A 24,448-nucleotide genomic window follows, 5' to 3' on the forward strand; every position below is an offset into this window, starting at 1 on the left:
TTGAATGGAATAGTGAACTGCGGTTGGAATACTTTTTAGCACCAGCAACTCAAGCAACAATTAAATTCAGCAACACCGCTTGATGCCATTCCATTTGCGCTGCGTTTCAGCCGCAAAAAATCCTTTTCGACTTAACGGCGGAAACTGCCCGGCGTGATGCGCTTGCCAATGCAGCAAATAACGCTCATAAGCGGCATCGCCATTGAGGTGACCCCAGAATGACCGCACACACCTTAGCAATCTGCTCATAAGGGTCTCGATTAATCTTTACGCTGTGGTGCCAGCTTAACGCATTCGAACATCAGATCGTCGAATTCGTCCTCGCTGTGCTTGCTCGGACTATATTGCAAACCGCATTCGCGATCTTCGCGGATATGCTTGATGTTACCGTGTATCGACATCGCCACCCGCGACTCCGGCAGTATGATGGAAATCCGCAATTCCGCTTCGTCCACTGCTTGACCCAGAGGTTCTTTCAAGCGAATTTTTATGCCGCTGTAACTCATATCAACAACTTGGCCGTCAATGATGATCTCGCCGCCGGGCGGTGGCGGTTCGATGATGATGTGCGCCACGAGTCCTTCCGGGTTAAAACGTATTCTGCTACGGTTTTCATTCTCCACTGCAATGCTCCATATTTTGATCCTGAGAGTATAGGCAGAAACGCCGACACGGCAAAATTTATCTGACATCAATACTCTGCCGATTCGGCGCGGGTGTTCGCCAATATCGTTGCCGTTTGGCTCGCTCGGCTATCGGCTGAATTGTTTCGGGCCCACTACGCACCGAAATAGCGCCCTGTTCGGCCGTATTCAACCAAGCCATGCCAAGCTGGCTATAGCGTTCGATAACCTGGCGATGCGGAAAACCAAAACGGTTTTGATAACCGGCAGGAATCAAAATAAGCCTGGGATTAACTTTTTCAAGCAAAGCCAGGCTTGATGAGGTTTTGCTGCCATGGTGCGGTGCCAACAATACGTCGCTGGCAAGTTTGTCAGCGTACTCTCGCACCAACCAGTTTTCGGCTGTTTGTTCGATGTCGCCGGTCAGCAAAAAAACCTGCTGTGCGGAGCTTACTTGTAATACGCAGGAGTTATCGTTATCACCGATGAATCCACTTTCCGGCGGGGACAGCACCTTAAAAGTAACTTCATCCCAACGCCAGGTTTGTCCGGCCCGGCAATACTCGCCATGTTCGCGTGCGGCCCATTCAGGAACGCTGCTAACAGACTTGTCTACCGGCAATTCGGCAAATATCGACTCCGCGCCGCCACTGTGATCGTTATCGCCATGACTAATCACCAAACTATCAACCCGAGAGATACCCTGCTCGCGTAAAAACGGCAGGACCACTGAATCGCCCATGTCGGAATATTCCGAATAACGTGCGCCGGTATCAAACACCAGAGTATGTTCCGCAGTTTGCAGCACGGCTGCTAATCCTTGCCCCACGTCCAAAACAGTCAACCAAGCTTCACCGGGTTTCGGTTTTTCAACATCAACCAGTAATAACGGCAAAAACAGTAACGGACTTAAATACCGGCACGGAAAGCCCCTTGGCGCTAACAGCAGAAGCACGCCGATGGCCGCCAAGCCAATCGCATACCATGGCGGCGGGAGGCAATAGATGCGGGCTAATGGTAATTCGGCCATGTGCGAAAGCACCCACCACAAGCCTTGCAAGGCATAGTCCAAAACTTGCAGCAACAGCGCTCCGCATGCCGGCCAGATAAACAATAACACCACCGCCAACAAGGCCGGCGGCACGATCAATATACCGATAACCGGCACTGCCAACCAATTTGCGACAGGCGATATCAACGATACTTGCTGAAAAAACACGACCAATAAGGGCGACAAGCCCACGGCCGTGGCCAATTGCGCGGCGCCGGCTTCGCGCCAATACGAAGGTCTGCCCAATCGGCCCGCCGACACGTAAATCAATAATGCCACTGCCACGAATGACAGCCAAAAGCCGACCGACAGCACCGCCAACGGATCGAACAGCAAGACAGCCAGCAACGCCAGCAATAAAACTCGCATCGGCGCGGTGTTACGCTGCCAAGCGATTGCTGCCAACGCCACGCTGAGCATCACCACCGCACGTAGAGTGGGCACCGAATAGCCCGCCAAGCCGGCGTAAAACAGCGAAGCCAGCCAAGCGCACAATGCGGCGGCCCGTTGCGGCGAAATGCTTAATATCCCGGTCCAAGCCCACAGCCGTCTGCTCCAAAGGTAAATCAGGCCGGCGATCAGACTGATATGTGAACCGGAAATCACGATTAAATGCACCACACCGGTGAGTCTAAACACGCGCCATTGCTCTTGGGTGATTGCGTTTTGGCTGCCGATGGTCAATGCTTTTATCACGCCTAACTGTCCACTGCCGGGCAAAGCCGCGTCCAGTCGGTTGGCAATCGCTTGCCGACACTGAGCAAAATATTGACCGGCACTCGGCGATAAGCTCACGATTTGCGGCGGCGGTTTATCGCGCACATAACCCGTAGCACCGATATGGTTGGCAAATAACCAGGCTTCGAAATCAAAGCCGCCGGGGTTGAGGCGGCCGTGCGGCCTGCGCAACTTAACCTGGAACTCCCAGCCCTGCCCCGCAGCTAAGTTGAGCTTTGGGTAATACCAGCTCAGGCGAATTTTATCCGGAAAGTTGCCGGAGGGCGCCGTGACAATAAAATCAAAATTGGTGCGCTGCTCTTGTTGTTGCGGCAGACTGGCGATATAGCCTTGAATTTTCACTTCCTGGTTTTGATAGGTATCGGGGAGTTGTTGGGACAGCCGCCAGCTACCCAATAGACTCGCCCACAGCACCCCAGCCAGCAGCGCGAAAAATCGCCAATGGTGCCGATAAATCAACAACAAGCCGCTAACCACCAAACCGATAAACTCGAACAGACTAGGCAAGCGGCTGAACTGTTGGACAGCAACAATTCCGGCCAGAAATAGCAAACTGCTCAGATTCATCGCCTCTCCGACCTACATTTATCCTGTATAAAACGCCTCATATCTCTACCAATCAAACTCCGCCGCCCTGCGTATTTCACGCAGTCTAGCCGATTTTTTAAACTTGTCTGCGGCGCAACGGCTGTCATGGGCTGGTTGTTGTTGCATTAATCCTGCAAAATAGCCGGTTGCCGTGCCTGGCAAATGCTGTTTTTTAAATTTATAGCGTCTAAGGCTGCTGAAGGCGGGCTGTCGCTAAATCTCCCACTGTATACCCCATGCAAGAAACCCATTACCCGCTGATTGTCCGCCCACGCTTTATCCTGAATGCCCGCAAATGGTGGCGCTTGTGCCATGTTTATCTGGCACTGAGTTTGGGACTCATCTTCGCGCTGATCGGCTTGACCGGCAGTTTGAGTATTTACCGGGAAGAATTGGATAGCTTGCTCAATCCGCAATTGCGCGTCGATACCCCACAATCAACGGCTTTATCGCTGGACAAAATCGTCGCGGCGGTACGTGCTGCCCATCCGGATCGGCACGGTGCCTGGACCTTGGAAATGCCGCGAGCACCGGACGGCATGATCACCGCCTGGTTTGAAAAGCCCAAGGAAAGCGTAGACGCCTTTTATGCGCCTCTGATGGTCTCGGTCAATCCTTACACCGGCCGGGTTGTCGACAGCCGCTTATGGGGCCAAACCCTGACGACCTGGCTGTTGGATTTACATACCCAACTGCAATTGGACGGCTTTGGCCGAAATGCGTTGGCGGTTTTAGGCGGCTTATTAATGTTGTCGGTACTCAGTGGTTTGTACCTGTGGTGGCCGGGCTGGCCCAAGTTGTGGCGCGCCTTTTCGCTGCGCCACGATGCCGGCTTGATGCGGCTAGTATTTGATTTGCACCGACTACTGGGCGTAGCCAGTTCCGGCTTTTTAATGTTGCTGGCCTTCACTGGTTTTCATCTGGCCTACCCTAGCCTGCTGGAGAACCTGACCGCCGCGTCCGGCATGGGACATGGTGACGCCGGCCCCAATGTGCGCAGCAGCGCCATACCCAATGACAGGCCGACCAGTCTGTCGGAAGCAATCCTCGTGGCCCGCGGACCGTTTCCCAGCTCGGAAGTCCGGCGAATTACCACCCCGGTTGGCGAGCTGGGGACGTATCGGATCAATTTGCGCCAACTTAACGAGATCAATCAACACCACCCGTTCACGACCGTTTGGGTGGACCGCTGGAGCGGACAAATTCGCGATGTGCAAAACCCCAGCCAATTCTCAGCCGGACAAACATTTACCACCTGGCTTTGGCCGCTCCATACCGGCGAAGCCTTGGGCGAAAGCGGCCGCTTGCTGTGGTTTTTTGTGGGATTGACGCCGACATGCCTGTTTTTGAGCGGCTTATTACACTGGTTACACCGACATGGCTGGGTCGCGGATCGAGAAATCAACCTGAAACAGGCGACAGACGCGGCGACAACTGCTTGCATGACGACATTAAAACGCGCCGCCAAGGCAATTCTTAGGGTCGTGATCCCCGCTGCTAACCGTTTTTTGCAAAAAATCTACGGCCGAATCAGGCGGATAAAAAGACTAAAGTAGTGTTTTCAGCACCACTTCTTAAGGAAATAGCACTTTCGCCAATTCCTGAGTTTTTAAATATTGGCTTTGCAGGTCGGCAAATATCTCAGCCTGACAGGCCGGGCTGATGCTCAGTTTCTCAAAGGCCGAGACCGGCCAGGTTTCTTTATCGTCGAACACACTACCCACCATATGCGTCGCCGCGCCGACCAAAGCTGCCTGCCGCCAATAGCTGCCTTGATAACCCGGATTGCGATGGTACCGAATAATCGCCACCAACGCTTCGGGTATTCCCCAGGAAACGGTCAGATGCGCCCCGACTTCGCAATAATCGGTATGCAGCAATTTGCGCAAGGCTTGATTCAAGTCCAATTCGGGATTGGCTTGTTTAAAACGCAGGGCCTGGTGGGTTTCTTCGGGCATGATGTCGGCCATGCAGAGCAAGCCGATATTGTGCAGGATGCCGCCGGTATGCACGGTTTGCGGCAAGTGTTCATTGCCCCGCTCCGCCGCAAGCTCGTCGGCCAGCGCACGGGCAGCGTGCGCCACCAGCATGGTACTGATCCAATAGCGTTTGATATCGAAACTTCGGCAATCCCTGATATTAAACGGCTTCATCACCGCCAAACCGATACCGACGCCCCGGACAATATTTAATCCCAGTTTCAAACAGGTTCTTTCCAATGACGTCACCGGTTCGCTGGAGTTGTTAAACCACGCTGAATTGGCCAAGGCAATCAGTCGCGACGAAATCGTGGCATGCCCCGCCAGAATCTTGGCTAACCGGGCATAATCCAGATTATCGTCGGACAAGGCTTTGACCACTTGATGAACGTCGTGCGGTAAAGAAGGCAGCCGTTTAATATCTGCAAAGCGTTCCGGCAATTCAAGATCAGTCATAATTGTTTCGATGAATATCGTTATGGGCTGGTTTGGAGTGAATAAATTCCAGCCGGAAATCTTTGTCAAACATGGCCGGCACTTCGGCGGCAGTCAAAGGTTGACTAAACAAATAGCCTTGCACCACTTGGCAGCCCAAGCCGCTCATCACCATGGCTTGCTCTATCGTCTCCACGCCTTCCGCCACCAGCGAGAAATCCATCGCATTGGCCATGCCGATAATCGTCCCGAGCAAAATGGGGGTTTGCGGATTAAACAGCACATCCTGAACAAAGGTTCTGTCGATTTTCAGACAATCCACCGGCAATTGCTTAAGGGACGCCAGCGACGAAAAGCCGGTACCGAAGTCGTCTATGGCGATTTTCACTCCTATGCCCTTCAGTTTTTTAAATATCTCTAAGTCTGCCGCCGTTTGCATGGCACTTTCTGTGACTTCGATTTGCAAATAGTGAGCCGGCAATTGGGTATGTTTGAGGATTTCCCGCAACGTGAACGGAAATTGCGGATCGCGGAAATGGCTTGCCGAGACGTTGACAGCCGTGGTGAATAACGGCAGCCCTTGGTTTTGCCAGGCAATTAATTGTTCGCAAGCCTGTTGAATAGCCCAGTCGCTAATTTTACCGATCAAACCCAAAGCCTCAGCCAAAGGAATAAACTCGCCGGGCCCCAACAAACCGCGCAACGGATGTCGCCAGCGCACCAAGGCTTCGAGACCTATCATTCGCCCATCCAACATACTTACCTGGGGCTGATAATACAATTGCAATTGCTGGTGCTCCAGCGCGTCGCGCAAGGTTTGCTCGTCTTGCATGCGCTTAATCGCCAGGCCCGTCATCTCAGGCCGATAGTAAGCGTAGCGCTGTTTGCCGGCGCTTTTCGCTGCGTACATGGCGGTGTCGGCGGCTTTCATCAAGTCGTGCTCGTTCTCGCCATCTTTTGGATAAATAGCAATACCGATACTGACGCGGGGCTTTAAATGGTGGGTATCCAAAATTAAAGGTCGGTTGATTTCCTGCAAACAGCGTTCGGCGATTTCCATGGCTTGAAATTCGTCGGTAATGCTGCTGGCGATAATACAAAATTCGTCTCCGCCCAATCGCGCAGCAAAGTCTTCTTCACGTACCACGCTTTGGATACGTTGGGCGATCGCTTTCAGAAATTGATCGCCGACGTTATGTCCAAAGCTGTCGTTGACATACTTAAATTCGTCCAGATCCAGGAATAGAAACGCAAACTCCAACTTGCCGCGCGCCGAGGCTTTGATGGTCTGTTGAATACGCTTGTGATAATGCACACGGCTGGCCAGGCCGGTCAACTCATCGAAATACGCCAACTGATGGATGATTTTTTCCGATTGCTTTTGCTTGGAAATATCCTGCACCGTCCCGGTGACAAAACTCTGCTGTCCGCTGCTGATCATGGCCGTATCCTGGCGGACACTGATGGGCGTTTCCAGATCCGGCCGCAAGCGGTACTCGACATACTCGACTTGTTCGCCCTGGGCAGCAGCTTCTATCAAGGTCTGCACTATTTTGCGGTCCGCAGCCTCAATTAAATTCAAATAGTTGTTGAGCTCACCCCGAAAATAGTCGGCCGGCATTTGGCACATTTCCGCTAAAAACGGCGATATTTCGAATTTGTCCTGCCGCGGATCCCAAGTCCAATAGCCCAAACCGGCGATGCGTTGCGCAGCAGACAGTTGCTGCTTACTGTTGCGTAATTCCGCCGTATCATGGCTGGAGCGCAGCAGAAAACGGATGTGATGAATCAACACCACATGATTAAGCGGTTTAATGATGAAGTCGGTAGCGCCGACCTTAAATGCCCGATTTATCGATTCGATGTCTTCCAAGCCGGTAGACATAATGATGGGAATGTCGGTCATGGCGGGGTTGGCGGACATGCGCCGGCAGGTTTCAAAACCGTCGATGCCCGGCATAATCGCATCGACTATGACTAGATCCGGAATGGCCGTTTCCAGCAAGAGCAGCGCCGCTTCGCCACTCTCGGCCTCCACGACGTCGAAACCCGAGGCTTTTAACTGCTCGCCGGTAATCAATCTGAAGTTTGGATCGTCGTCTATCAGTAAAATTCGCTTGGCTTCCAGCGCTAGGTCGGTTACTCGCTTATCCATGCCGGCTTGCGGTGCATCGGGCTGCGCTACGCTGGCATGGGCAATAGCACGCAACTCGGCCAAAGCCTCCGGCAATTGCGCCTCAAATTCCGCCAGCAGTGCCGGAATTGCTGCAAGATCCGCTTGGCGGCCGGCAGTTTCCAGCAATCGGCAGGTTTTAGACAAATCCCTGGCACCCAGATTGGCACTGGACGATTTGAGGGCATGAGCCATATCGGCCAGCAAATCCGCCTGCCCATCGGCAGCGGCGTGTCTAAGTTTTTCGGCTGTTTCCGGCACGGTTTGCAGATAGAGTGCGATGGCCTTGTTTAACAAACTTACCCCATTCGCATCGTAAATATCCCGAAGCTGAGCCAGATCGGCCTGGCAAATCGGTCCGGGGGGAAATTCGCCTGCCATCACTGGGTCTTGATATGCCAGCGGAGCCGGCTCCAGTGCATTATCCGCAGCATTTGGCAGCCAATTTATCAATAGATGGCGCAGTTGTTCTTTGCTGAACGGTTTACTTAAATAGCCGTCCATACCAACCATTTCACACTGATCGTGTATGCCTTTTTGTACATCGGCGGTTAAAGCGATAATCGGAATTCGGGTCGAGGCCGTGGCTTGTTCATGCTCGCGAATTTTGACGGTTGCCGAAAAGCCATCCATAACCGGCATATGACAATCCATCAAAATTAAATCGTAACGGCGCCGGCAGGCGGCTTGCAACGCTTCCTGACCGTCTGCTACCACCTCCGCGATGCAGCCCATGCTTTCTAAGAAGCTTTTGACCACTTCCTGATTAACTAAGTTATCCTCGGCCACCAAAATGCGCCCGGATAACTTAATTTGCTCCGGTGTAACAGCGGATGGCGCCGTTTGCTCCACGGGTGCGAACGTAGCGATTTCCAGCAAGCAATTCAGCAGGCGTTGTTGAAAAACCGGTTTGTTCAAATAAAAGCTGATGCCGTATTCGTGGGTCAGGCCGGTTTTAATGCTGACATTTTCGGAGCTGAGCATGATCAACGGCAGCTTGGGAATACGCTGGTCGCGTTGAATGGCCTTGGCCAGCGTCAAGCCATCCATCACCGGCAAATGCCAATCCAGCAGAGCAACTTGAAACGGATTATTTAAAGTAGCCGCCTCGACCAATAGCTTTAGCGCCCTGGGGCCGCTATCGACGGTCGTAACGTGGGCGCCCCATAGCGAAACTTGATCGTGGAGTATGTCGCGGTTTATCGCATTGTCATCCACTACCAGGATGTGCAGACCTTCCAACGCGCTGGTATCGGCACGTTCGATGTCGGTCTGGATGCCCAATCCCAATTCTAAGCCAAAGTAAAACCGGGAACCCCGACCGATATTACTTTCCAGTCCCAAACTACCGCCCATTAATTCGACTAATTGCTTGGAAATGGTCAAACCTAAACCGGTCCCGCCATAACGCCGGGTAATGCTGCCGTCGGACTGGGTGAAACTATCGAAAATTTCCGCCTGACGCTCAGCGGCAACCCCTATGCCGGTATCGATTACTTCGAATAATAATCTGACTTTATCGCGGGTCGCGTTTTCCGGAACACTCACCTTAAGCTGCACATCGCCTTCTTCGGTAAACTTGATGGCATTGCTCAGCAGATTAACCAACACCTGCCGTAATCGTTCCGCATCGCCCTGCACAATAAAGTGCATTTGGTGCGGCAGATTCAATATCAATTCCAGGCCTTTACGGTGGGCTTGCTCCGCCATCATTTCCACGGTGTCTTCCAATAAGCGGCGCAGATCGAACTCCTGAACGATCAACTGCAATTTGCCGGCTTCGATTTTGGAAAAATCGAGAATATTATTGATGATGCTGAGTAGCGAATTGGCAGAACGGTAGGCGGTATCGGCAAATCTGGTTTGCCGATCATCCAAACCGGATGACATCAACAACTCGGTCATGCCCAACACGCCATTCATCGGCGTTCTGATCTCATGGCTCATGGTTGCCAAAAATTGCGACTTGGCTTTACTGGCTTGTTCCGCTTGCTCTTTGGCGGAGAGCGCTTCGGCGATACTGATACTCAGCTCTTGATTTTTTTCTTCCAATTGCTGGGTACGTTCGATAACTTGCCTTTCCAAAGAATCTCGGTGCATGGCTAGTTGATCGTCTCTGAACTGGATTTCGGCTAGCATGGCATTGTACACATCGGCTAAATCGCCGAATTCGTCGTTGCTGGTCTTGTTAATCCGATGCGAAAAACTCTTCTCATGTCCAACCGATTGCATGGCATCCATCAGTTTGAGTAGGGGCGCCAAAAATATTTGCTGCAATTTGGTGGTCAACATACCGATTAAGACCATGGTAAACACCACGATCAAACCCATAGTTGAATAAAACGCTTTTAATATGGCGTAGAAGCCGCTTTGGTCATCCACCAAATGCAATACCCCTACGACGTCACCATCCAGTTCTATCGAACGGACAAAATGCAGATTATTGTCGTCATCGTATTTGAATACGCTTTTTTCGCCAGCCTTACCGACAATATTATTGGTATAAGGAAACAAGCGTTCATACCAATAAGCGAAAACTTCGCCGATAAAACCATATAGGCCTTCTGAACTAGGGAGGGATTGCGCATCGTTTAATAGCGCGGAAGCTTTTTCCGCATCCCAATGACTAATACCCAGTTTTTGCGAGTGATAGTCGGCAAATAACTTGCCTTGCTTATCATATAATTCGGCATTTAATATGCTGTCCCGGGTTTTCATACTATTCAGCATAGTATTAGCCGAGACCGTATCTTCAAAAACCAGCGCCGCTGAAATATTCGACGCAATAATATTGGCAATTAATACCAGCTGCTGCTCGGTATCTTTCTTTTTTGCATAATATTCATTCACAACAATCGCAGTGCTTGCCGAAAACAGCGTCAACACAGCGATCAAAGTCATAATAAGTACTAGCTTGATCTTGATAGGCGCATTGTTAAACCATTTAAACATGCGATTATCTCTCCTAATTATCGCCGACAATTTTCGCTAAGCGCAGAAGGCTGGAACTAATCGTTAGCCCCGAGCTTTTGACCATGGCAAGATTGATATGTAACTGTATTTTTCCATCGGCATTCACCATAGCCACCATACCCCCCGATTCGATAAAATCGGTTTCTTCACCTATCGTCAACACCGGAAACTGCCTGGTATCCAAAAAAACTTGCGACAAAACACTATTGGATAATTCGCTTAAAAACAAAATATGACATTGACTTAAATTACGTAATTTGTCCGAATTAATTATTTTAATCACTCTATCCCCAACCGCTTTACCGCTAATTGAATCGAAAGATTGCAATAATGCATTGTCCCCCACCAAACAAACCTGCAGGTTATTTCCGGAATTGGCAAACGCCTGCTCCGGCCATTGCGTAAAACGGGCAAAATTAAGCGTCAATGCGGCCAACACCGTATATTGCTCAAGCGCCAACGGCGCCGCGCAAGACGCGCTTGAACTAAATAACATTAATGCCAACAGATACATTTTTATTGCGTTTTGCATATCCGTCGCAACAATAATCCAACTAAATAGAAAAAATGCAAAACAGTCTACCTGCCAGCGGCATCAGAAATTCCAACTGATTTTTCCGTACATACCCCTATCAATAAATGTTGGCAGTACCAGGTTTTCCTGTTGATATTCCAAGTGGCTATTAGTTAATAAGTTTTGGCCTACCAATGATATTTCCAGATCAGGTTCGGGGCGCCAGGCCAAGCGCGCGTCCATCGTCACATAATCGGGTATGTAACTGTTGCCGGAAGCTGTTGCTGCGGCATTGTTGCCGACGTAGCGAAACCAAACATCAAAGTCCAAATCCTGCCGAATATTGACCGCACTGCGTAAATTCATCCGCTGTTGCGGGCTGACGCCGACTACCGCCATAGCAGTTTGCGGCACTTCGGTTTTAAGCACGCTGTAATTGGCGTCCCACCGCCACCAGTCCAGCATTTGCCAGACTGTCGAGACTTCGACACCATAGGTCTTGGCCTTTAAATTATTGCTAAAGGGTAAAGGCTGGACCAACACACCGCGAATAGGATCGAAATAAACGGCGCCTTGGGAAGCGTCGCGCATGTGCGCGTAATCGTTATAAAACGCCGTCACATCCACCGATACAGATTTGATCATGGTGGTGCGGTAACCCACTTCGTAAGCAATCACATCTTCGCTGCGCAAGCTTGTGTTACCCTCCAGCGCCAGTTCCACCGGTATAAAAAATGGCGATGACGGCGGCACAACCGCTGTCGTCAAGCGCATATTGGCTTCGCCGCGCGAGGGCGTGCGCACTGCTCTGGATACCCCAGCCCAAAGCCGATGATTCAGCGCCGGCGCCCACATTAATCGGGCGGTGGGCTGGCCTTCAAAGCCGGTGAAATCGTTATGTTCAAATTTGTTGCCCAAGGTCAACCACAGCGTTTGGTCTATCAATTCCATTTCATCCTGGACGAATGCGCTGAATAATTGATTTTTCCGGTGGGCAGGAGACATGCTGAATATAGTGCTACTTTCAAGGCGATCCGAGGTTAGTTGGTAACCCAGCCCCCAAATCAATTCATGGCTATCAAACAAGCCAAAGCGATGCTGAAAATCCAAGTCAAATGTATCCCGCCCCTCGGACATCCATTCCTCATTGCGCCGATAATAGTCGTAAAACAACTGTAGGGACATGTCGGACTGGGTGGAAAACGTGTGCTGCCAGCGACCCATGATATTGCCGCCGTAAGCTTCGGCTTTATCACGGAAAGTTGTACTGTAGGGCGCTAAAATACTGGGCTTAGACAACACTTGATTGAGATGACTGTGATAAAGATCGCCCTGAAATTTAAGTTCGTCTGCTGACGACAACTGAGAATCTATGCGAAACCCGCCCTGTACTTTGTCCCAATCGTCGCCGGCGCCATGGCCTTGGGCATTGGTATTTTGATCGCGTTTGAACCCCTTGGCATAAACCCGGCCCGTCGTATCCTCGCCCAACTTGCCGCCGTAGCGAAATGCGCCAAACCCCTGTTCCTCAGTACCGCCGCCTGCAGCCACCAGACCACCCTGCGTTTTCGAACTGTGTTTGGTGATGATATTAATCACACCGTTTACCGCGTTTGCACCCCACAGCGTCGCGCCCGGCCCCCTGATCACCTCAATCCGCTCGACATCCTCCATCATCACATCCTGGTTTTCCCAGTAGGTACCGGAAAACATGCGGCTATAAGTATTGCGACCATCGATCAATACCAGTAACTTGTTGGAGAAACGCGCATTAAAGCCCCGGGAACTGACCGCCCACTTGTTCGAATCGATACGCGCCACGTCAAGTCCTGGGGCCATGCGCAGTGCCTCGGGAATACTGGTCGCGCCCGTTCGTTTGATGTCATCGTTGGTAATGACAAATATCGCGGCCGCGGAATCGTTTAAGGCTTGCGCTTTCTTGGAAACTGAAGTGACTTCAACATTCAGCAAGTCTTCCACATTCAGCTCAAGTGCGTCTTGAGATGCAGCATGCAAGACGCCGGCGTGACCAGTTAATACAAAAAATCCGACAATATATTTTTTCATAGGGTCTTATGAGCAGTGCTTTGAGTCGTTCAATCTTTATTAATCAGCAATCCCGGATACCTGGATTGCGACTCCGGCATGCGGTTTGACTATCAACCGGCCTTCATATCGACAGCGAGAGACATTCCCACAGCTTGGGGGGCCTTATAGGCCGCGAAGGGAATCAATCCGGATTCGCAGGAACAGCAATAATTAAGGATCGGGCTAACCATAAAGCATGGCGTGTAATGATCGTTTCGATATTGTTTTGCAATGTGGGCAAGTCTAGCTCAATTATCGAATTCAGACAGATGATGGGGCAGGCATGCGAGGCTTCTGTCTCCATGTTCGGCCAAGCCGGAAAAAATGCCCCGACTCGGCCGCAGGAAAATCATGGGAAATCTTTGTTTCAAGCCAGGAAATTAAGTTGCTGCACGCTGCCGGCTTGGCCTTGTTCGGTTAAATAGATACCGCTACTGGCAATTTCACCCAACGCTTGATTGGCGGTGTCTTTTAATTGAAACGGCGTCGTCAAGTGACCTAAGTAAATCGCGCCGACATTTTTATCACCCAGCGCCAATAATTGCTGCGACCCGTCATCATGCCGCTGCCAGATTCGCAGTTGTTTGTAAACGGCATCGCCGGCGTCGATAAACTGATTGTTATCGTCGTCATAAGCCGCTAAGTCTGCAAAGCCGTTGCCGCTGCGCGGACCGAACAATTCCGAACCGTCGTTGATCAGGCCATCCTGGTTTTTGTCCAATGCCAGCAGACCGCTGCCGGCTTTCAAACCGGCTATTTGATCCAAACGACCATCGGCATCGATATCGAATTGAAATCGGCTGCCGCTTAACTCTGCGGCATTGCCGTCGAAATTGATAACCAAAGGATCGGTTTTCGCCGCGTCGCCGGCGCGGATACTGAGATTGGATTCGGTATAAAAGCTGCGACTCATCGACAAGGACACTGAAAAACTCAGCGTTTGCCCATCCCGGGTGGTGATACTCCCTTCGGCGCTGAAATTAGTCGTTTCGCTTTCGAAATAAGACTCGGATTTTTCGTAGACCAGTCCATACCCTTCGCGCTCGGGGCCGGATGTTGCCGGTGCTTGCTGCGGGGCCTGAATGGTCACAGAGTCGGCTTGCCCCTTGAGATCATCCGGTGCGAATAATTCAAAGTCGCGGCCGGTAATCTCCTTGACCATGCGTCTAATGATTTGTAACAGCAGATTATCTTTGGAACTGAGCGCCCTATCGGTATCCAGGGTCTGCGCAGCGGTTGCCGAAGTTTGCGCCGACCGGCTGAGATCCAGGGAATCTTGAATGACGTTGCGCGCGGTTTCGGGACGAATCTTTCGCGCTGTATTGGGGGTATCTTCCGGCTTATCGATCCAGACCCGCAGCGATTCGTTGCGTTTACTGATCTGTTGCGCTTGATGTTGACTTTGCAGGTGGACGGCGGAATTCTGGATAATCATGGCAACCCCCATAGCTCGACTGGTGTGAGCTAAATATCGGCTGCGACCCTGAAATATTAAATATTTAGTTTGTCTTCTATTTTTTGCTTGTAGTTTAGGAAATGGGCGGCTTGTAACTGCTCGTTTCGGTCTGTTCCCAACAAACGACAAGGTACATCTATTTCGGTGATGTGAAACGGATAGTCGTCGCGGTTTTTCCGATAGCCCAGTATGTGGGCACGGATCGGTTTGAAGCTATCGGCGTTAGTAACGGAAAATTTTTCTTCGTTGCAATAGATCGCAATAGCCCCGTTATCCTCGGTCGCTATCCGGACTCTCAGATCCATGACACTGCCGCCGAGTTTGACCGGTACGGCCTGACAGGACAACACCCCCGCCGAGTTTCGCTGGATTTCGTAAAATTTGACACTCAAACCATCCGGCAATTGCGCGCGCGCCAGCAAGGTGTCTAAAAACACGGAATAGTGCGTGATGACGTGCTCAGGATTCGCATTGCTATGCTGATGGACAAACAGCGCGCCTTTTTCATCAAGCACATAAACACCCACGTGTTTGCTGGTTGCATGATAAAAAACCTGAATCACATCAGCCAAATTCTGCGTATATAAAGACGGAATATAGGTTTGATCCAGTACGTAGGCATCAAAAAATACTGCGGAAAATTGCGGATTCGGCTTGGCTAATTCATGCAGCAGTTGATTTTGCGTGTCCAGCCGGTAATAGCCCAGGCTGCCGTTTCTGAGTTGGAACAAGCCATAACCGGTCTCGGCAGCCACGATATAACGCTGCAAGCCATCCCGAGCGGATGCAAAAAATTTTAGCAAATTGCCGAACAAAGATTCGATGCGCAAGATGATGCTTTTGCCACGTACCGGGTTGTAACATAGCGCTTGGAGTTTATCAGCAGACAAGGGCGCGGCGCTGTTATTGAACACATCAACGAGGCAGTTAAATACTCCCTCTATGCCTATATAGCGCTGCAAGCTGGCCTCACCCCAACTGGATACGGATAGGCGCTGGATGCTCTGGATGAAACATTGGCGGCTGTCACCATAACTTAACGGATCCGAGCGTTCGCTCATCACTAACTGTTGATTGTTCGCGTCAATCGCCAAACTTTCGCCGAGGTTTATCAGTAACAAGGACGACGAGACGCGATTCGGCTCACCGTAAACCTCCAGATCGTTCTCCCTGCCCGGCAAATAGCGGCTTAGAAACGCATTCAACTCATTAAACAGTTGATATAAATCATTACTGGCAATTTTAAGACTGGGAGTCACCAGTTGCAAATTGAGCGACTTTTTGTTCAAGCCGTTTACCACGGCCCAGCATAAAACTTCGAGCAAGCTCTCGCCGGATTTAATCGCGCTTTCTAGAGAGGCTTTCTGTGACGCCGCTCGGTCATCGTATAAACACCAGCGCGGCGGCGCGTCGTCAGTCAGGACTTCCACAGCTATCAGCAGATCGGGTTTGGCGTGGACAGTGGTTCTGGTGGTGAGCACCTCGATTTTGTCGGGACGTAAATCCAGGGTGGCCCGCAATTTCCGGCCGATCAATTTCAAGTCTCTGTTTTCCCGCTGCGCCTGATCCAATGGCAAACCGGAAAACTTTAAAATCATCCGCAGACATTGTTGCAATTGATCGCGAATCACCACGTGCTCGACACTGGCTTTCTTAATGTCCCAAAATTTTTGGCTGGCTAAATTGTCCAGCAAATCCTCCGGCCATTCCCATTGATCTGCCACACTATGCAGATAATCTTCACGCTGCAAGCGCACTCTGTTCTCCGTGAGATTATCGGACGCAGCCATGATCTTCATGTAAAAACATTCCCGAATCAGATTCAAGCGGCGTTTGGACTGAGCCTGGCGCAGATAGGCATCCACTTTGCGGTACATCAGCAGGTAAGGATCCAAGCTTTCGACACTGAAATCGCCTTGATACACCGCCTGCTTCAATGACAGACACAACCACTGCGGTTCGGGAAATTCGCTGGCATAACTTTCCATCAGCAGCAGCTTCAACAAGGACTTATGCGGGGATGTCAAAGACTTGTAGATATGCCAAAGCGTCGCACTGACGAATTCCGCCATCGGCATATCTTCTAGGCCGCCGAAATCGACGACGTCGGTTTCGGAGATAAACCGGTTCTCCAGCAAATGCGCGACATATTGCTTATAGTATTTTTCCTGTTGCGGCGGCACCAACCACCAGACCGGTATCCGCCCGGCGATATAAATCGAGGTGCGGTAAAACTCTTCCAACAGCAGATAATGTTGGGTTTCGCCGCTACTCTCTTTAGAGATCGGCGTATTTTCGCCGCGCAAAAACTGCGTGGCATCTACCAGAAAAAAATGCGTCTCGATTTTTAAGGTCGCCGCCCATTTTTCCACTTCCTGAGCTTTTTGCCGCAATTCGTTTAATTCGTCGGCTGCCAAAGTGGATGAATGGCAAAGCCAAATATCAATATCGCTGTTTTTCGAAAACGCCATACTACCGACGCTACCCATTAAAAAAATAGCCTGGATAGGATAGTGTCTTAAGGCTTTGCGCTTGTAGACAAAGCCTTTGGAAAACTGTTTGGCAACATCGGTAGCCTGCTTGTTGGGCGTGTAATCAGGAATACCGGCCGGGCCTTCCAACGACACGAAACCGGGCAACAAGGGATGGTTTTGATGAAACAGTAAAGGCAGCAGCTTCAAGAAATCCTGCTGGCGCGGCTGTAGAAAACTTTGCACATGTTGCAAACGCAACTGATTGAAGTGCTTGAATCGTTGGGCAACCGCATATAGATCTTTTTTGCTGATCTCTTCGCCCGGCGCGCCTAAATGGATGGGTAGGAATCGATTGGTCAAAATTGCCGCGCCTAAATCAAGTGTGAGGCCAGTATAGAAGAATCAACCCGGCTTGTGAAAATTAAGCTGGACGAAGCGCCCCTTACCGTCATCGAAGCTGGTAAAACGGGTTAAACAGGCGTGCGGCAAATCGATATGAAAACTTTGGGTAACCGGCAGATTGAAGGCTTCCGCGAATATTGCTCTGATCACACCGGCATGGGTAACCACCAGCACTCGCCGCCCGGCCTGGCCGGTCAATAAATTTTCCCAGCCCTGCCGCACGCGGGCGGCGAATGTTTGATAGCTTTCGGCATTGGGCGGGGTGAAATTCACAGGGTCTTTATAAAATTCCGCAAGTGCGTCGGGCCAGCGACTGGAAATTTGCTCGGCGGTTTGGCCTTCCCAAGCGCCGAAATCAATTTCACGCCATGCCGGTTCGATCACCAAGTCCAATTGCTGTTGTTCGCACCAGGCGGCGGCAAATGAACGGCAACGGCGCAACGGCGAACTGATCACCGCGTCCCACTGCCCTTCCCCGCATTGGCTATACATCTGCCGCCAACCGCGTTCGGTAAGCGGATCGTCTGTGACTCCGCGATAACACGAACCGCCTCGGGCTTCGCCGTGCCGCAGAAAATCGATTATGGTTGACTGATGCATTAGGATGAAATCAGGTGTTCAAGGTGTCCATCAAATCGATCATGAACTCCATTTCCTCGTCCTCGATCCGTTGCCATGCCCTAAAGCCCAGGGCATTCAACACCCCACCGCCTTTTTCATCCTTATCCATCTCCAGTAATATTTTTTGAATGTCGGCGCGGCGATTTTGCAATCTCGGCCCTATCATCAAAGAATGGTAGATGACGCTAATTTGACTACGCACCAATATCCGCAGTTGTTTTTTGATCATACCGGACAGGTTATCGTATGCCTCAGCGAGAATAATGCCGACATCCGCCTCGCCTTTCAGCAGATGTTTTGCCACCAACACATGATTGTCCGATAACAGCGGGACAATATTGCCGGCATGCAAATCGGCGGGCTCCAGCATAATCATCCCCATCAGGCGTACATCCGGATCGTCAGTGAATGCCACACGAGTATTCGGCTTTAAATCCGCCACATCGTTGACATTGCTGTCGGCGTTAACGGCAATGATGGCTTCATCGGCTTCGCCCTGGGCGCGCACCAGGGGTAAAAAACCTTTCTCTCTGACCAGCATGGCGGCATCGAAGGGATTGGCGTAAATCAAATCGATCTTATCCTCGGCTATGGCTTGGTGTAGATCGTGATAATGATTGTACATTTCCAAATGGATGGCTTCGGCGCTCTGTTTTTGCAACCAAGTGTTGAAGATATACCAACCCGACAGGCGGTCTGGGGCAAAATCCGGGCTAACTGTAAACATGTAAGACATGATGCTCCCCAATTAAATAAGTGTCGGATACAGCGCGATGCATTCATCGACTTTACTGCGCGAGGGTTTGCGGCGCACCGAGGTATAACCCACCACCTTGCCAGCGCGCACATTGGGAATCACCGTAGCTTTTACCCAATAATAACCGCCATCCTTGCGTAAGTTTTTCACAAAGCCTTGCCATTTTTCACCGCGTAATACCGTATCCCATAAGTCTTTAAATGCGGCTGCCGGCATATCCGGATGTCTGAGAATACAATGCGGCGCGCCAAGTAACTCCGCTTCGGTATAGCCCGACATTTCCACAAATGCGCGATTGACGTGGCTGATGATGCCATCCGGCGTGGTGGTGGAAACAATCAACTTGCCATCGGGATACGGCGTTTCAAGCTCGGTGTACAGCACTTTTCTGGATTTGCCATCGCAATAGGTAAGCGTTGCTTCCTGGTACTCGCCAACGATGTCTTCGGGTTTCATATCAACGATCATGATTTACTCCGGGTTGCCGGTTAGGGTTTACAGCATTTCGGAAATACTCTCCGCCGCACGCTTCACGTCAAGAAAGATGAGTCCGAGCTTGGCGTTGGGTTTGGCGAGTACGGTGAGTACGGCTTCATTACCCGCATAGGTCATTAACACATAGCCCCGGGCACCTTTGATCAACACCTGCTCCAAATTGCCGCGATTTAATTCTTGCGCAGTTCTATCGCCCAAGGACAACATCGCCGCACTCATAGCCCCGACCCGATCCTCGTCCATACCGGCGGGTAACACCGACGCCATCATCAAACCGTCGGTGGAAATCACACCGGAGGCTTCTATATCCGCCGAAGTACCGTTCAGCTCGGTTAAAACCGACGTCAGCATGTCTGCTTTCATAATCTAATTCCTCTTAACTAATGAGTGATGTGGCGATGCGTTTAATTGGCAGCATCAGCGGCTTTGGTTAAATAACGGGTGATTAAAGCCCAGGCCAGGGTTACAAACTCCGCCTGGTTAAAGTGCGGTACGCCGGTGATCGCCAAGACGAATCGGTGTTTACCGACGAACATCGGCCAAAAGCCGATTTGACTGTTACCGAAAGGATCTACTATGGCCCAGGCGTGACTGGATATGCCCATATTGTTTATCAGTAATCCGGAACGGCGTTTATGCACGGTTGCCAGTTCCGCGCTAAGTGCGGACAGTTCTTCGGCTACTTCATGCGGAAAGCCGCTGCAAGCCAAGTAAAACCCTTGGTCGTCTGCCAATAGCACTTTGCCGCTCTCGGAAATCTTTCCCAACAAATCCGGCAAAATCTCCTCTAGCGCTGAGTGTGGCGCCTGCAAAGGCGTGTCTACGCCTTGCACCCAACCTAGCTTTTGGCAGTACAGCAACAATTGCAAGGCTTTCTCCTCGTCATCGATTTCCATCAATGTTTGCAACTGCGCGATAGTCAGTGCCGGAGTCTGTTCCTGTTGCAGCAAGCGGATTAAAAACCGCCGGGGTTTATCGTTTTCAGGCGACGAGACAGCGTAGTAAGCACCAGCGGGAGTAGGATAGAGATACAGCCCGTTAATCAGATCAAATCTTTCCATGGTGATTACCCCGCCAAACCAGGATCCAGGGAATATAAAAGAGCTTGTACCAACAAAGAGACATCATTCTTTTCCCGCGCATCCACCGAAAAAACCGGCGGTTTCAAGCCAAAGCCTTGCAGTTGCGCATGGTAGTCTTCTATTGAGGGTGTGCTGCTTAAATCCATTTGCGTCACCCCAATCGCTACGCTGGTGTCGTTGATAAACTTACCGAACGCATCCAGAAAAAAACGCATATCCTGAAAAGGGTCTGCGCGGGTGTTGTCTAGCAATAAAATTAAGCCGATGCCGCCGTTGGTCAAAATATCCCACATAAAATCAAACCGTTCCTGGCCGGGAGTACCGTACAAGTGAATTTTTTCGCCGCCCGCCAAATTCATGACACCGTAGTCCATCGCCACCGTAGTGGATGCTTTACGATTTTTTGTCATATCACTGGCAGCCGCATCAGTTTTGATCGGAGGCACATCGCTAATAGCGTTGATTGCAGTCGTTTTGCCGGCGCCTACCGGGCCCGTGAAAATAATTTTGTATTGACTCATCGAGATTCCTTATCGTTTGCTAAGCGCCGCGCAATTTATTGAGAATTTTGCTTAATAAACCCTCATTTTTGGGCTTCTTGGTGGGTTCTACGGCAATCACCGCATCGGCTTGACGTTCGCTTTGTTTCAATATGCCTATCGTCTGGCAGGCACTAATAAACACAAACACATACTGCGGTTTGACATGTAACAGACCAGCAACTTCCAACGGCGTTCTCGGTGCCTGAACCAACAATGCGGCAATGCGCAAAGCGTCTGGCGTGATGACCAGTCGGGTAAAATTCGGCCATCTTTCTAAGTAGACCGGCCCTTGAATATCCAGACCTATCGGGAAGCGTCCTTTGGATGTCCAGATTGCCAATTTCCAAATAAAAGCACCCATATCTTGAAACTTATCTTCGGCGCGCTGAATGGCGGTTGTGGAATCGACTGCCGTCAAAATCATTTTGCCGACGGAGCCTTTACCCAAGGGCATCCCGGCAAATGCGCGGGTTTGTTTATCGTCGGCATCGATCCATACTTCCTGGCTTTCCGGAAAAATCGTCAAAGGTTTCCAAATCGAACAAAGTTGCAAAACACGCGACTGTAAATTGGCCGTTTTATATGCCGACATGACGTAGCCTAAAAAATACTGCCTGGGGTCGTAACAGGCTGTTAACAACTGCACCTCGTCGTCAAAATCGATGTCGCTCAGTGTCCCTAAAAACGCTGTGAAGCCGCCTTCGTTCAACTGCATTGCAGAATGATGTTTGCTGGCCTTGTGGTGCTCAGCGGCATCACCCGTTTTTGGCGCCTTAGCCTTATTGACATAGACATCCATAGCCATTTTTTTCGGCTTCTCGTCCATGGGCGGTTTGGGCACATCAGGTATCTTTGCAGGTGCTTGCGCAATCTTCGTACGTTCGGCAGCGGCTTTGCGAGCCTCGGCAACCGCCTTAATCTTGTCCAGCACCGCCATTATTTGCTGGACATTCACCGGCTTTTTGATGAAGTAAGTATTATCCAGTTGTAGGTTTTGTAATGACAATAAGATGATCGGTCGGCCCGGCGCGGCGGCTTTTCTGGCATCCAGAATATCCCGGGCTTTGGGGTGATCCGCGTCGATCATATCAATGCTGGCTTCGGCATCCTCGACCACGACGGCAGCCCCCCGACAAGGCCCCTTCAGATACATTTCCATGGTTTTATAAGTGCGGGTATCCATGCCATGCAGAGCGATTCGAAATGGCGTTTTGTTCGACTTGCTCATGATGCCTGTCCTTCAAAATAATGTGCCAATTCCAGCCATTCACCCTCCAGCACCACGCCGGAGTCGCTAAATCGCTGCCGATTGAGCTGAAAGCGCTCCCGGTTTTTTGTAGACTTATACAGCTCTAACAAAGCCAGTTGCAAATCCGGACGATCATGTTGCAGGTTGATACCCGTTTCCAGCACATCCATGGCTTGTTCGAGCTGACTGTATTCGATAAAGTCGTTGGCTAAGGCCAAGTAATCATGTTGCGCTTCGGTTTGCCGTCTGGACCTGACCAGTTCGCGGCTAGCCAACAGACCTTTACTGAACAAAGAATATCGGTTAGCTGGCGGCGTTTGCCCGTCAGTTTTAAGCAAATCCTGACATTGCTGGACCAGCAGCCGCGACTGGCTAGCTTGTATCATACGGCGACTGATCGCAGTTCCCTTCCCATCCAAAATAATCATTAAATCCAACAAGGCCGCGTAGAGTTGCTCGGACAGGCGCCGGTCGTAACAAAAATAAATTCGGCGTAGATGCGCCAGCAGATCTTTCGGGTTTCTACTAATTTTAAAAACTAATGCGGTCAATGCGTAATCAGCATCGGCGCTGGGGCAGCTAAACAAACTAAGCTCCCGGTCGTGCCAAAAGTCGGTTTCTTGCGGGATTGCATCCAGCGATGGTCCAGCAAGCAGTCGGGAAAAATATTGGGGCATACCACCCTCCGAATCAAACGATGCTCGAAGGGTAGCAGTTAAAATGCCAAATTCCAGGATTTAGTGGGGTATTTGTTGTCTTGCTTCACATATTGCCTGACGAACGGCTGCCGGTGCCGTGCCGCCGATATGATTGCGGGCAGCGACCGAGCCTTCCAATTTTAGAATATCGAAAACATCCGCTGTAATGGTGCCGGAAAAGCCCTGCAACTCTGAGAGAGTTAGTTCCGATAGATCCCGCTCTGTTTGCAGTCCTAAGCGCACAGCTTGACCTACGACTTCGTGGGCATCGCGAAAAGGCATACCTTTGCGAACCAAATAATCAGCCAAGTCGGTAGCCGTCGCGAAGCCTCTTTTTGCGGCGTTGTACATATTTTCGCGTTTGGCTTGAATGCGCGGCATCATGTCGGCAAAGGCTCGCAGACAATTGATTAAGGTGTCGGCGGTATCGAACAAGGGCTCTTTGTCTTCCTGATTATCTTTGTTATAAGCCAAGGGCTGGCTTTTCATCAACATCAATAAGGACACCAGATGCCCGGTAACCCGGCCGGATTTACCGCGCACCAGTTCCGGTACGTCGGGATTTTTCTTTTGCGGCATGATTGATGAGCCAGTGCAGAATGCATCCGGAATATCGATAAAATTGAATTGCGCACTGGCCCACAACACCAGTTCTTCCGAGAACCTGGACAAATGCATCATGATTAAACTAGCGGCCGCGGCAAACTCAATCGCAAAATCGCGATCACTGACCGAATCCAAAGAGTTATTAGACGGCCGGGAAAATCCCAACAATTCGGCGGTCATGAAGCGATCAATGGGATAGCTGGTGCCCGCCAATGCTGCGGCACCCAAGGGCATCACATTCAGGCGTTTACAGCAATCTTGCAGACGTTCTTTATCACGGCACAGCATTTCGAACCACGCCATTAAATGATGGCCGAATGTCACGGGTTGCGCGACTTGCAAATGGGTAAAACCGGGCATGATGGTATCGGCCTCGCGTTCCGCCACATCCAACAAAGCGATTTGCAGGCGTTGTAACTGCGTCAATATAGTTTCGATTTCGCTACGTAAATATAGTCTTATATCGGTCGCTACCTGGTCATTACGCGAACGGCCGGTATGCAGTTTTTTGCCGGCAATCCCGATCAAATTAGTCAAGCGCGCTTCGATGTTCATATGCACATCTTCCTGCTTGATTGACCAGAGGAACTCGCCGCGTTCGATCTCACCGCCGATTTGCATCAATCCGCTGCGAATGTCGGCGAGCTCCTGTTCGGTCAGAATACCTATTTTGCAAAGCATGGCCGCATGCGCCAACGAGCCTTGAATATCTTGCCGGGCCATGCGCCGGTCAAAATTGACGGAAGCGGTAAATTCTTCGACAAAAGCATCGGTGGCTTCGGCAAAACGGGCGCTGGAAAGTTTTTCGGTGTTAACGGTGGTCATAAGCAATCAAACGGTAAATGCAAAAGAAGCGGGAATTATACCGATGCTGCGGCTATCCACCTTGGGAATTGCACTGTTA

At 50.7% G+C, this 24,448-nt stretch carries 19 protein-coding genes; 1 reads left to right on the forward strand and 18 read right to left on the reverse strand.

What is annotated here, in order from left to right; translation table 11 throughout:
* Positions 1 to 66 precede the first annotated feature (66 nt).
* The 3 genes from ACWAU0_RS20235 to ACWAU0_RS20245 are packed head-to-tail and all read right to left on the reverse strand — an operon-like array spanning position 67 to position 2,979.
* Positions 67 to 249, reverse strand: a complete 183-nt coding sequence (locus ACWAU0_RS20235; RefSeq protein ID WP_101052613.1) for a YbdD/YjiX family protein — start codon at positions 247 to 249, stop codon at positions 67 to 69.
* 11 nt (positions 250 to 260) lie between these two features.
* Entirely contained in the window at positions 261 to 692 is a 432-nt protein-coding gene (locus ACWAU0_RS20240) for a PilZ domain-containing protein (protein WP_225892859.1), read from the reverse strand.
* Positions 682 to 2,979, reverse strand: coding sequence for a DNA internalization-related competence protein ComEC/Rec2 (locus ACWAU0_RS20245; protein ID WP_458137721.1), 2,298 nt, complete (start codon positions 2,977 to 2,979; stop codon positions 682 to 684). The genes ACWAU0_RS20240 and ACWAU0_RS20245 overlap by 11 nt, the downstream gene beginning before the upstream one ends.
* 257 nt (positions 2,980 to 3,236) lie before the next feature.
* On the opposite strand from ACWAU0_RS20245, the gene ACWAU0_RS20250 reads away from it, so the two are divergent.
* On the forward strand, positions 3,237 to 4,556 hold the full coding sequence (locus ACWAU0_RS20250) for a PepSY-associated TM helix domain-containing protein (protein ID WP_101052611.1): 1,320 nt from the start codon (positions 3,237 to 3,239) through the stop codon (positions 4,554 to 4,556).
* An 18-nt stretch (positions 4,557 to 4,574) separates the two neighbouring features.
* Here the strand turns inward: ACWAU0_RS20250 and ACWAU0_RS20255 are convergent, their stop codons facing one another.
* From ACWAU0_RS20255 to argH, 15 genes are all read right to left on the reverse strand, one after another.
* Positions 4,575 to 5,435 (reverse strand): HDOD domain-containing protein, encoded by an 861-nt coding sequence (locus ACWAU0_RS20255; protein WP_051670511.1) that lies wholly within the window; start codon positions 5,433 to 5,435, stop codon positions 4,575 to 4,577.
* The gene (locus tag ACWAU0_RS20260) at positions 5,428 to 10,539 is read right to left on the reverse strand and encodes an EAL domain-containing protein (protein WP_458137722.1); all 5,112 of its coding nucleotides are present in this window, start codon (positions 10,537 to 10,539) and stop codon (positions 5,428 to 5,430) included. Before ACWAU0_RS20260 ends, ACWAU0_RS20255 begins: the two co-directional genes overlap by 8 nt.
* A 13-nt stretch (positions 10,540 to 10,552) precedes the next feature.
* The gene (locus ACWAU0_RS20265; protein WP_319961485.1) at positions 10,553 to 11,092 is read right to left on the reverse strand and encodes a YfiR family protein; all 540 of its coding nucleotides are present in this window, start codon (positions 11,090 to 11,092) and stop codon (positions 10,553 to 10,555) included.
* Positions 11,093 to 11,155: 63 nt separating this feature from the next.
* A complete protein-coding gene (locus ACWAU0_RS20270; RefSeq protein WP_319961486.1) occupies positions 11,156 to 13,141 on the reverse strand; it encodes a TOL_0244 family TonB-dependent receptor in 1,986 nt (661 codons plus the stop codon).
* Between the two features lie 388 nt (positions 13,142 to 13,529).
* Positions 13,530 to 14,597 (reverse strand): SPM autocatalytic domain-containing protein, encoded by a 1,068-nt coding sequence (locus tag ACWAU0_RS20275; protein ID WP_458137723.1) that lies wholly within the window; start codon positions 14,595 to 14,597, stop codon positions 13,530 to 13,532.
* A 56-nt stretch (positions 14,598 to 14,653) separates the two neighbouring features.
* Positions 14,654 to 17,452, reverse strand: a complete 2,799-nt coding sequence (locus ACWAU0_RS20280; RefSeq protein ID WP_458137724.1) for a class I adenylate cyclase domain-containing protein — start codon at positions 17,450 to 17,452, stop codon at positions 14,654 to 14,656.
* A gap of 42 nt (positions 17,453 to 17,494) precedes the next feature.
* Positions 17,495 to 18,094, reverse strand: a complete 600-nt coding sequence (locus tag ACWAU0_RS20285) for a histidine phosphatase family protein (RefSeq protein ID WP_020481937.1) — start codon at positions 18,092 to 18,094, stop codon at positions 17,495 to 17,497.
* A gap of 10 nt (positions 18,095 to 18,104) precedes the next feature.
* Positions 18,105 to 18,851, reverse strand: coding sequence for a phosphate/phosphite/phosphonate ABC transporter substrate-binding protein (locus ACWAU0_RS20290; protein ID WP_458137725.1), 747 nt, complete (start codon positions 18,849 to 18,851; stop codon positions 18,105 to 18,107).
* A 12-nt stretch (positions 18,852 to 18,863) separates the two neighbouring features.
* The gene (locus tag ACWAU0_RS20295) at positions 18,864 to 19,340 is read right to left on the reverse strand and encodes a PAS domain-containing protein (RefSeq protein ID WP_020481939.1); all 477 of its coding nucleotides are present in this window, start codon (positions 19,338 to 19,340) and stop codon (positions 18,864 to 18,866) included.
* Between the two features lie 27 nt (positions 19,341 to 19,367).
* On the reverse strand, positions 19,368 to 19,730 hold the full coding sequence (locus tag ACWAU0_RS20300) for a roadblock/LC7 domain-containing protein (protein ID WP_020481940.1): 363 nt from the start codon (positions 19,728 to 19,730) through the stop codon (positions 19,368 to 19,370).
* Positions 19,731 to 19,771: 41 nt separating this feature from the next.
* Positions 19,772 to 20,428, reverse strand: a complete 657-nt coding sequence (locus ACWAU0_RS20305; RefSeq protein WP_458137726.1) for a hypothetical protein — start codon at positions 20,426 to 20,428, stop codon at positions 19,772 to 19,774.
* Positions 20,429 to 20,433: 5 nt separating this feature from the next.
* Positions 20,434 to 20,970, reverse strand: coding sequence for a GTP-binding protein (locus ACWAU0_RS20310; RefSeq protein WP_033159328.1), 537 nt, complete (start codon positions 20,968 to 20,970; stop codon positions 20,434 to 20,436).
* A 19-nt stretch (positions 20,971 to 20,989) separates the two neighbouring features.
* Positions 20,990 to 22,219, reverse strand: coding sequence for a hypothetical protein (locus ACWAU0_RS20315; RefSeq protein ID WP_319961493.1), 1,230 nt, complete (start codon positions 22,217 to 22,219; stop codon positions 20,990 to 20,992).
* Positions 22,216 to 22,917, reverse strand: a complete 702-nt coding sequence (locus ACWAU0_RS20320) for a type IV pilus assembly protein FimV (RefSeq protein WP_171695036.1) — start codon at positions 22,915 to 22,917, stop codon at positions 22,216 to 22,218. The genes ACWAU0_RS20315 and ACWAU0_RS20320 overlap by 4 nt, the downstream gene beginning before the upstream one ends.
* A 60-nt stretch (positions 22,918 to 22,977) precedes the next feature.
* The gene (argH, locus tag ACWAU0_RS20325) at positions 22,978 to 24,369 is read right to left on the reverse strand and encodes an argininosuccinate lyase (protein WP_458137727.1); all 1,392 of its coding nucleotides are present in this window, start codon (positions 24,367 to 24,369) and stop codon (positions 22,978 to 22,980) included.
* Positions 24,370 to 24,448 lie beyond the last annotated feature (79 nt).

The organism is Methylomonas sp. Uni0009 (genome assembly GCF_054188105.3).

Bases quoted from the DNA above. Each gene is read 5' to 3' on its own strand.
- ACWAU0_RS20250 (WP_101052611.1), top strand. From the start codon at position 3,237: ATGCAAGAAACCCATTACCCGCTGATTGTCCGCCCACGCTTTATCCTG.
- ACWAU0_RS20265 (WP_319961485.1), bottom strand. From the start codon at position 11,092: ATGCAAAACGCAATAAAAATGTATCTGTTGGCATTAATGTTATTTAGT.
- ACWAU0_RS20315 (WP_319961493.1), bottom strand. From the start codon at position 22,219: ATGAGCAAGTCGAACAAAACGCCATTTCGAATCGCTCTGCATGGCATG.
- ACWAU0_RS20255 (WP_051670511.1), bottom strand. From the start codon at position 5,435: ATGACTGATCTTGAATTGCCGGAACGCTTTGCAGATATTAAACGGCTG.
- ACWAU0_RS20305 (WP_458137726.1), bottom strand. From the start codon at position 20,428: ATGGAAAGATTTGATCTGATTAACGGGCTGTATCTCTATCCTACTCCC.
- ACWAU0_RS20310 (WP_033159328.1), bottom strand. From the start codon at position 20,970: ATGAGTCAATACAAAATTATTTTCACGGGCCCGGTAGGCGCCGGCAAA.
- ACWAU0_RS20240 (WP_225892859.1), bottom strand. From the start codon at position 692: ATGTCAGATAAATTTTGCCGTGTCGGCGTTTCTGCCTATACTCTCAGG.
- ACWAU0_RS20270 (WP_319961486.1), bottom strand. From the start codon at position 13,141: ATGAAAAAATATATTGTCGGATTTTTTGTATTAACTGGTCACGCCGGC.
- ACWAU0_RS20275 (WP_458137723.1), bottom strand. From the start codon at position 14,597: ATGATTATCCAGAATTCCGCCGTCCACCTGCAAAGTCAACATCAAGCG.
- ACWAU0_RS20320 (WP_171695036.1), bottom strand. From the start codon at position 22,917: ATGCCCCAATATTTTTCCCGACTGCTTGCTGGACCATCGCTGGATGCA.
- ACWAU0_RS20295 (WP_020481939.1), bottom strand. From the start codon at position 19,340: ATGATCGTTGATATGAAACCCGAAGACATCGTTGGCGAGTACCAGGAA.
- ACWAU0_RS20245 (WP_458137721.1), bottom strand. From the start codon at position 2,979: ATGAATCTGAGCAGTTTGCTATTTCTGGCCGGAATTGTTGCTGTCCAA.
- ACWAU0_RS20285 (WP_020481937.1), bottom strand. From the start codon at position 18,094: ATGCATCAGTCAACCATAATCGATTTTCTGCGGCACGGCGAAGCCCGA.
- ACWAU0_RS20235 (WP_101052613.1), bottom strand. From the start codon at position 249: ATGAGCAGATTGCTAAGGTGTGTGCGGTCATTCTGGGGTCACCTCAAT.
- ACWAU0_RS20260 (WP_458137722.1), bottom strand. From the start codon at position 10,539: ATGTTTAAATGGTTTAACAATGCGCCTATCAAGATCAAGCTAGTACTT.
- argH (WP_458137727.1), bottom strand. From the start codon at position 24,369: ATGACCACCGTTAACACCGAAAAACTTTCCAGCGCCCGTTTTGCCGAA.
- ACWAU0_RS20290 (WP_458137725.1), bottom strand. From the start codon at position 18,851: ATGTCTTACATGTTTACAGTTAGCCCGGATTTTGCCCCAGACCGCCTG.
- ACWAU0_RS20300 (WP_020481940.1), bottom strand. From the start codon at position 19,730: ATGAAAGCAGACATGCTGACGTCGGTTTTAACCGAGCTGAACGGTACT.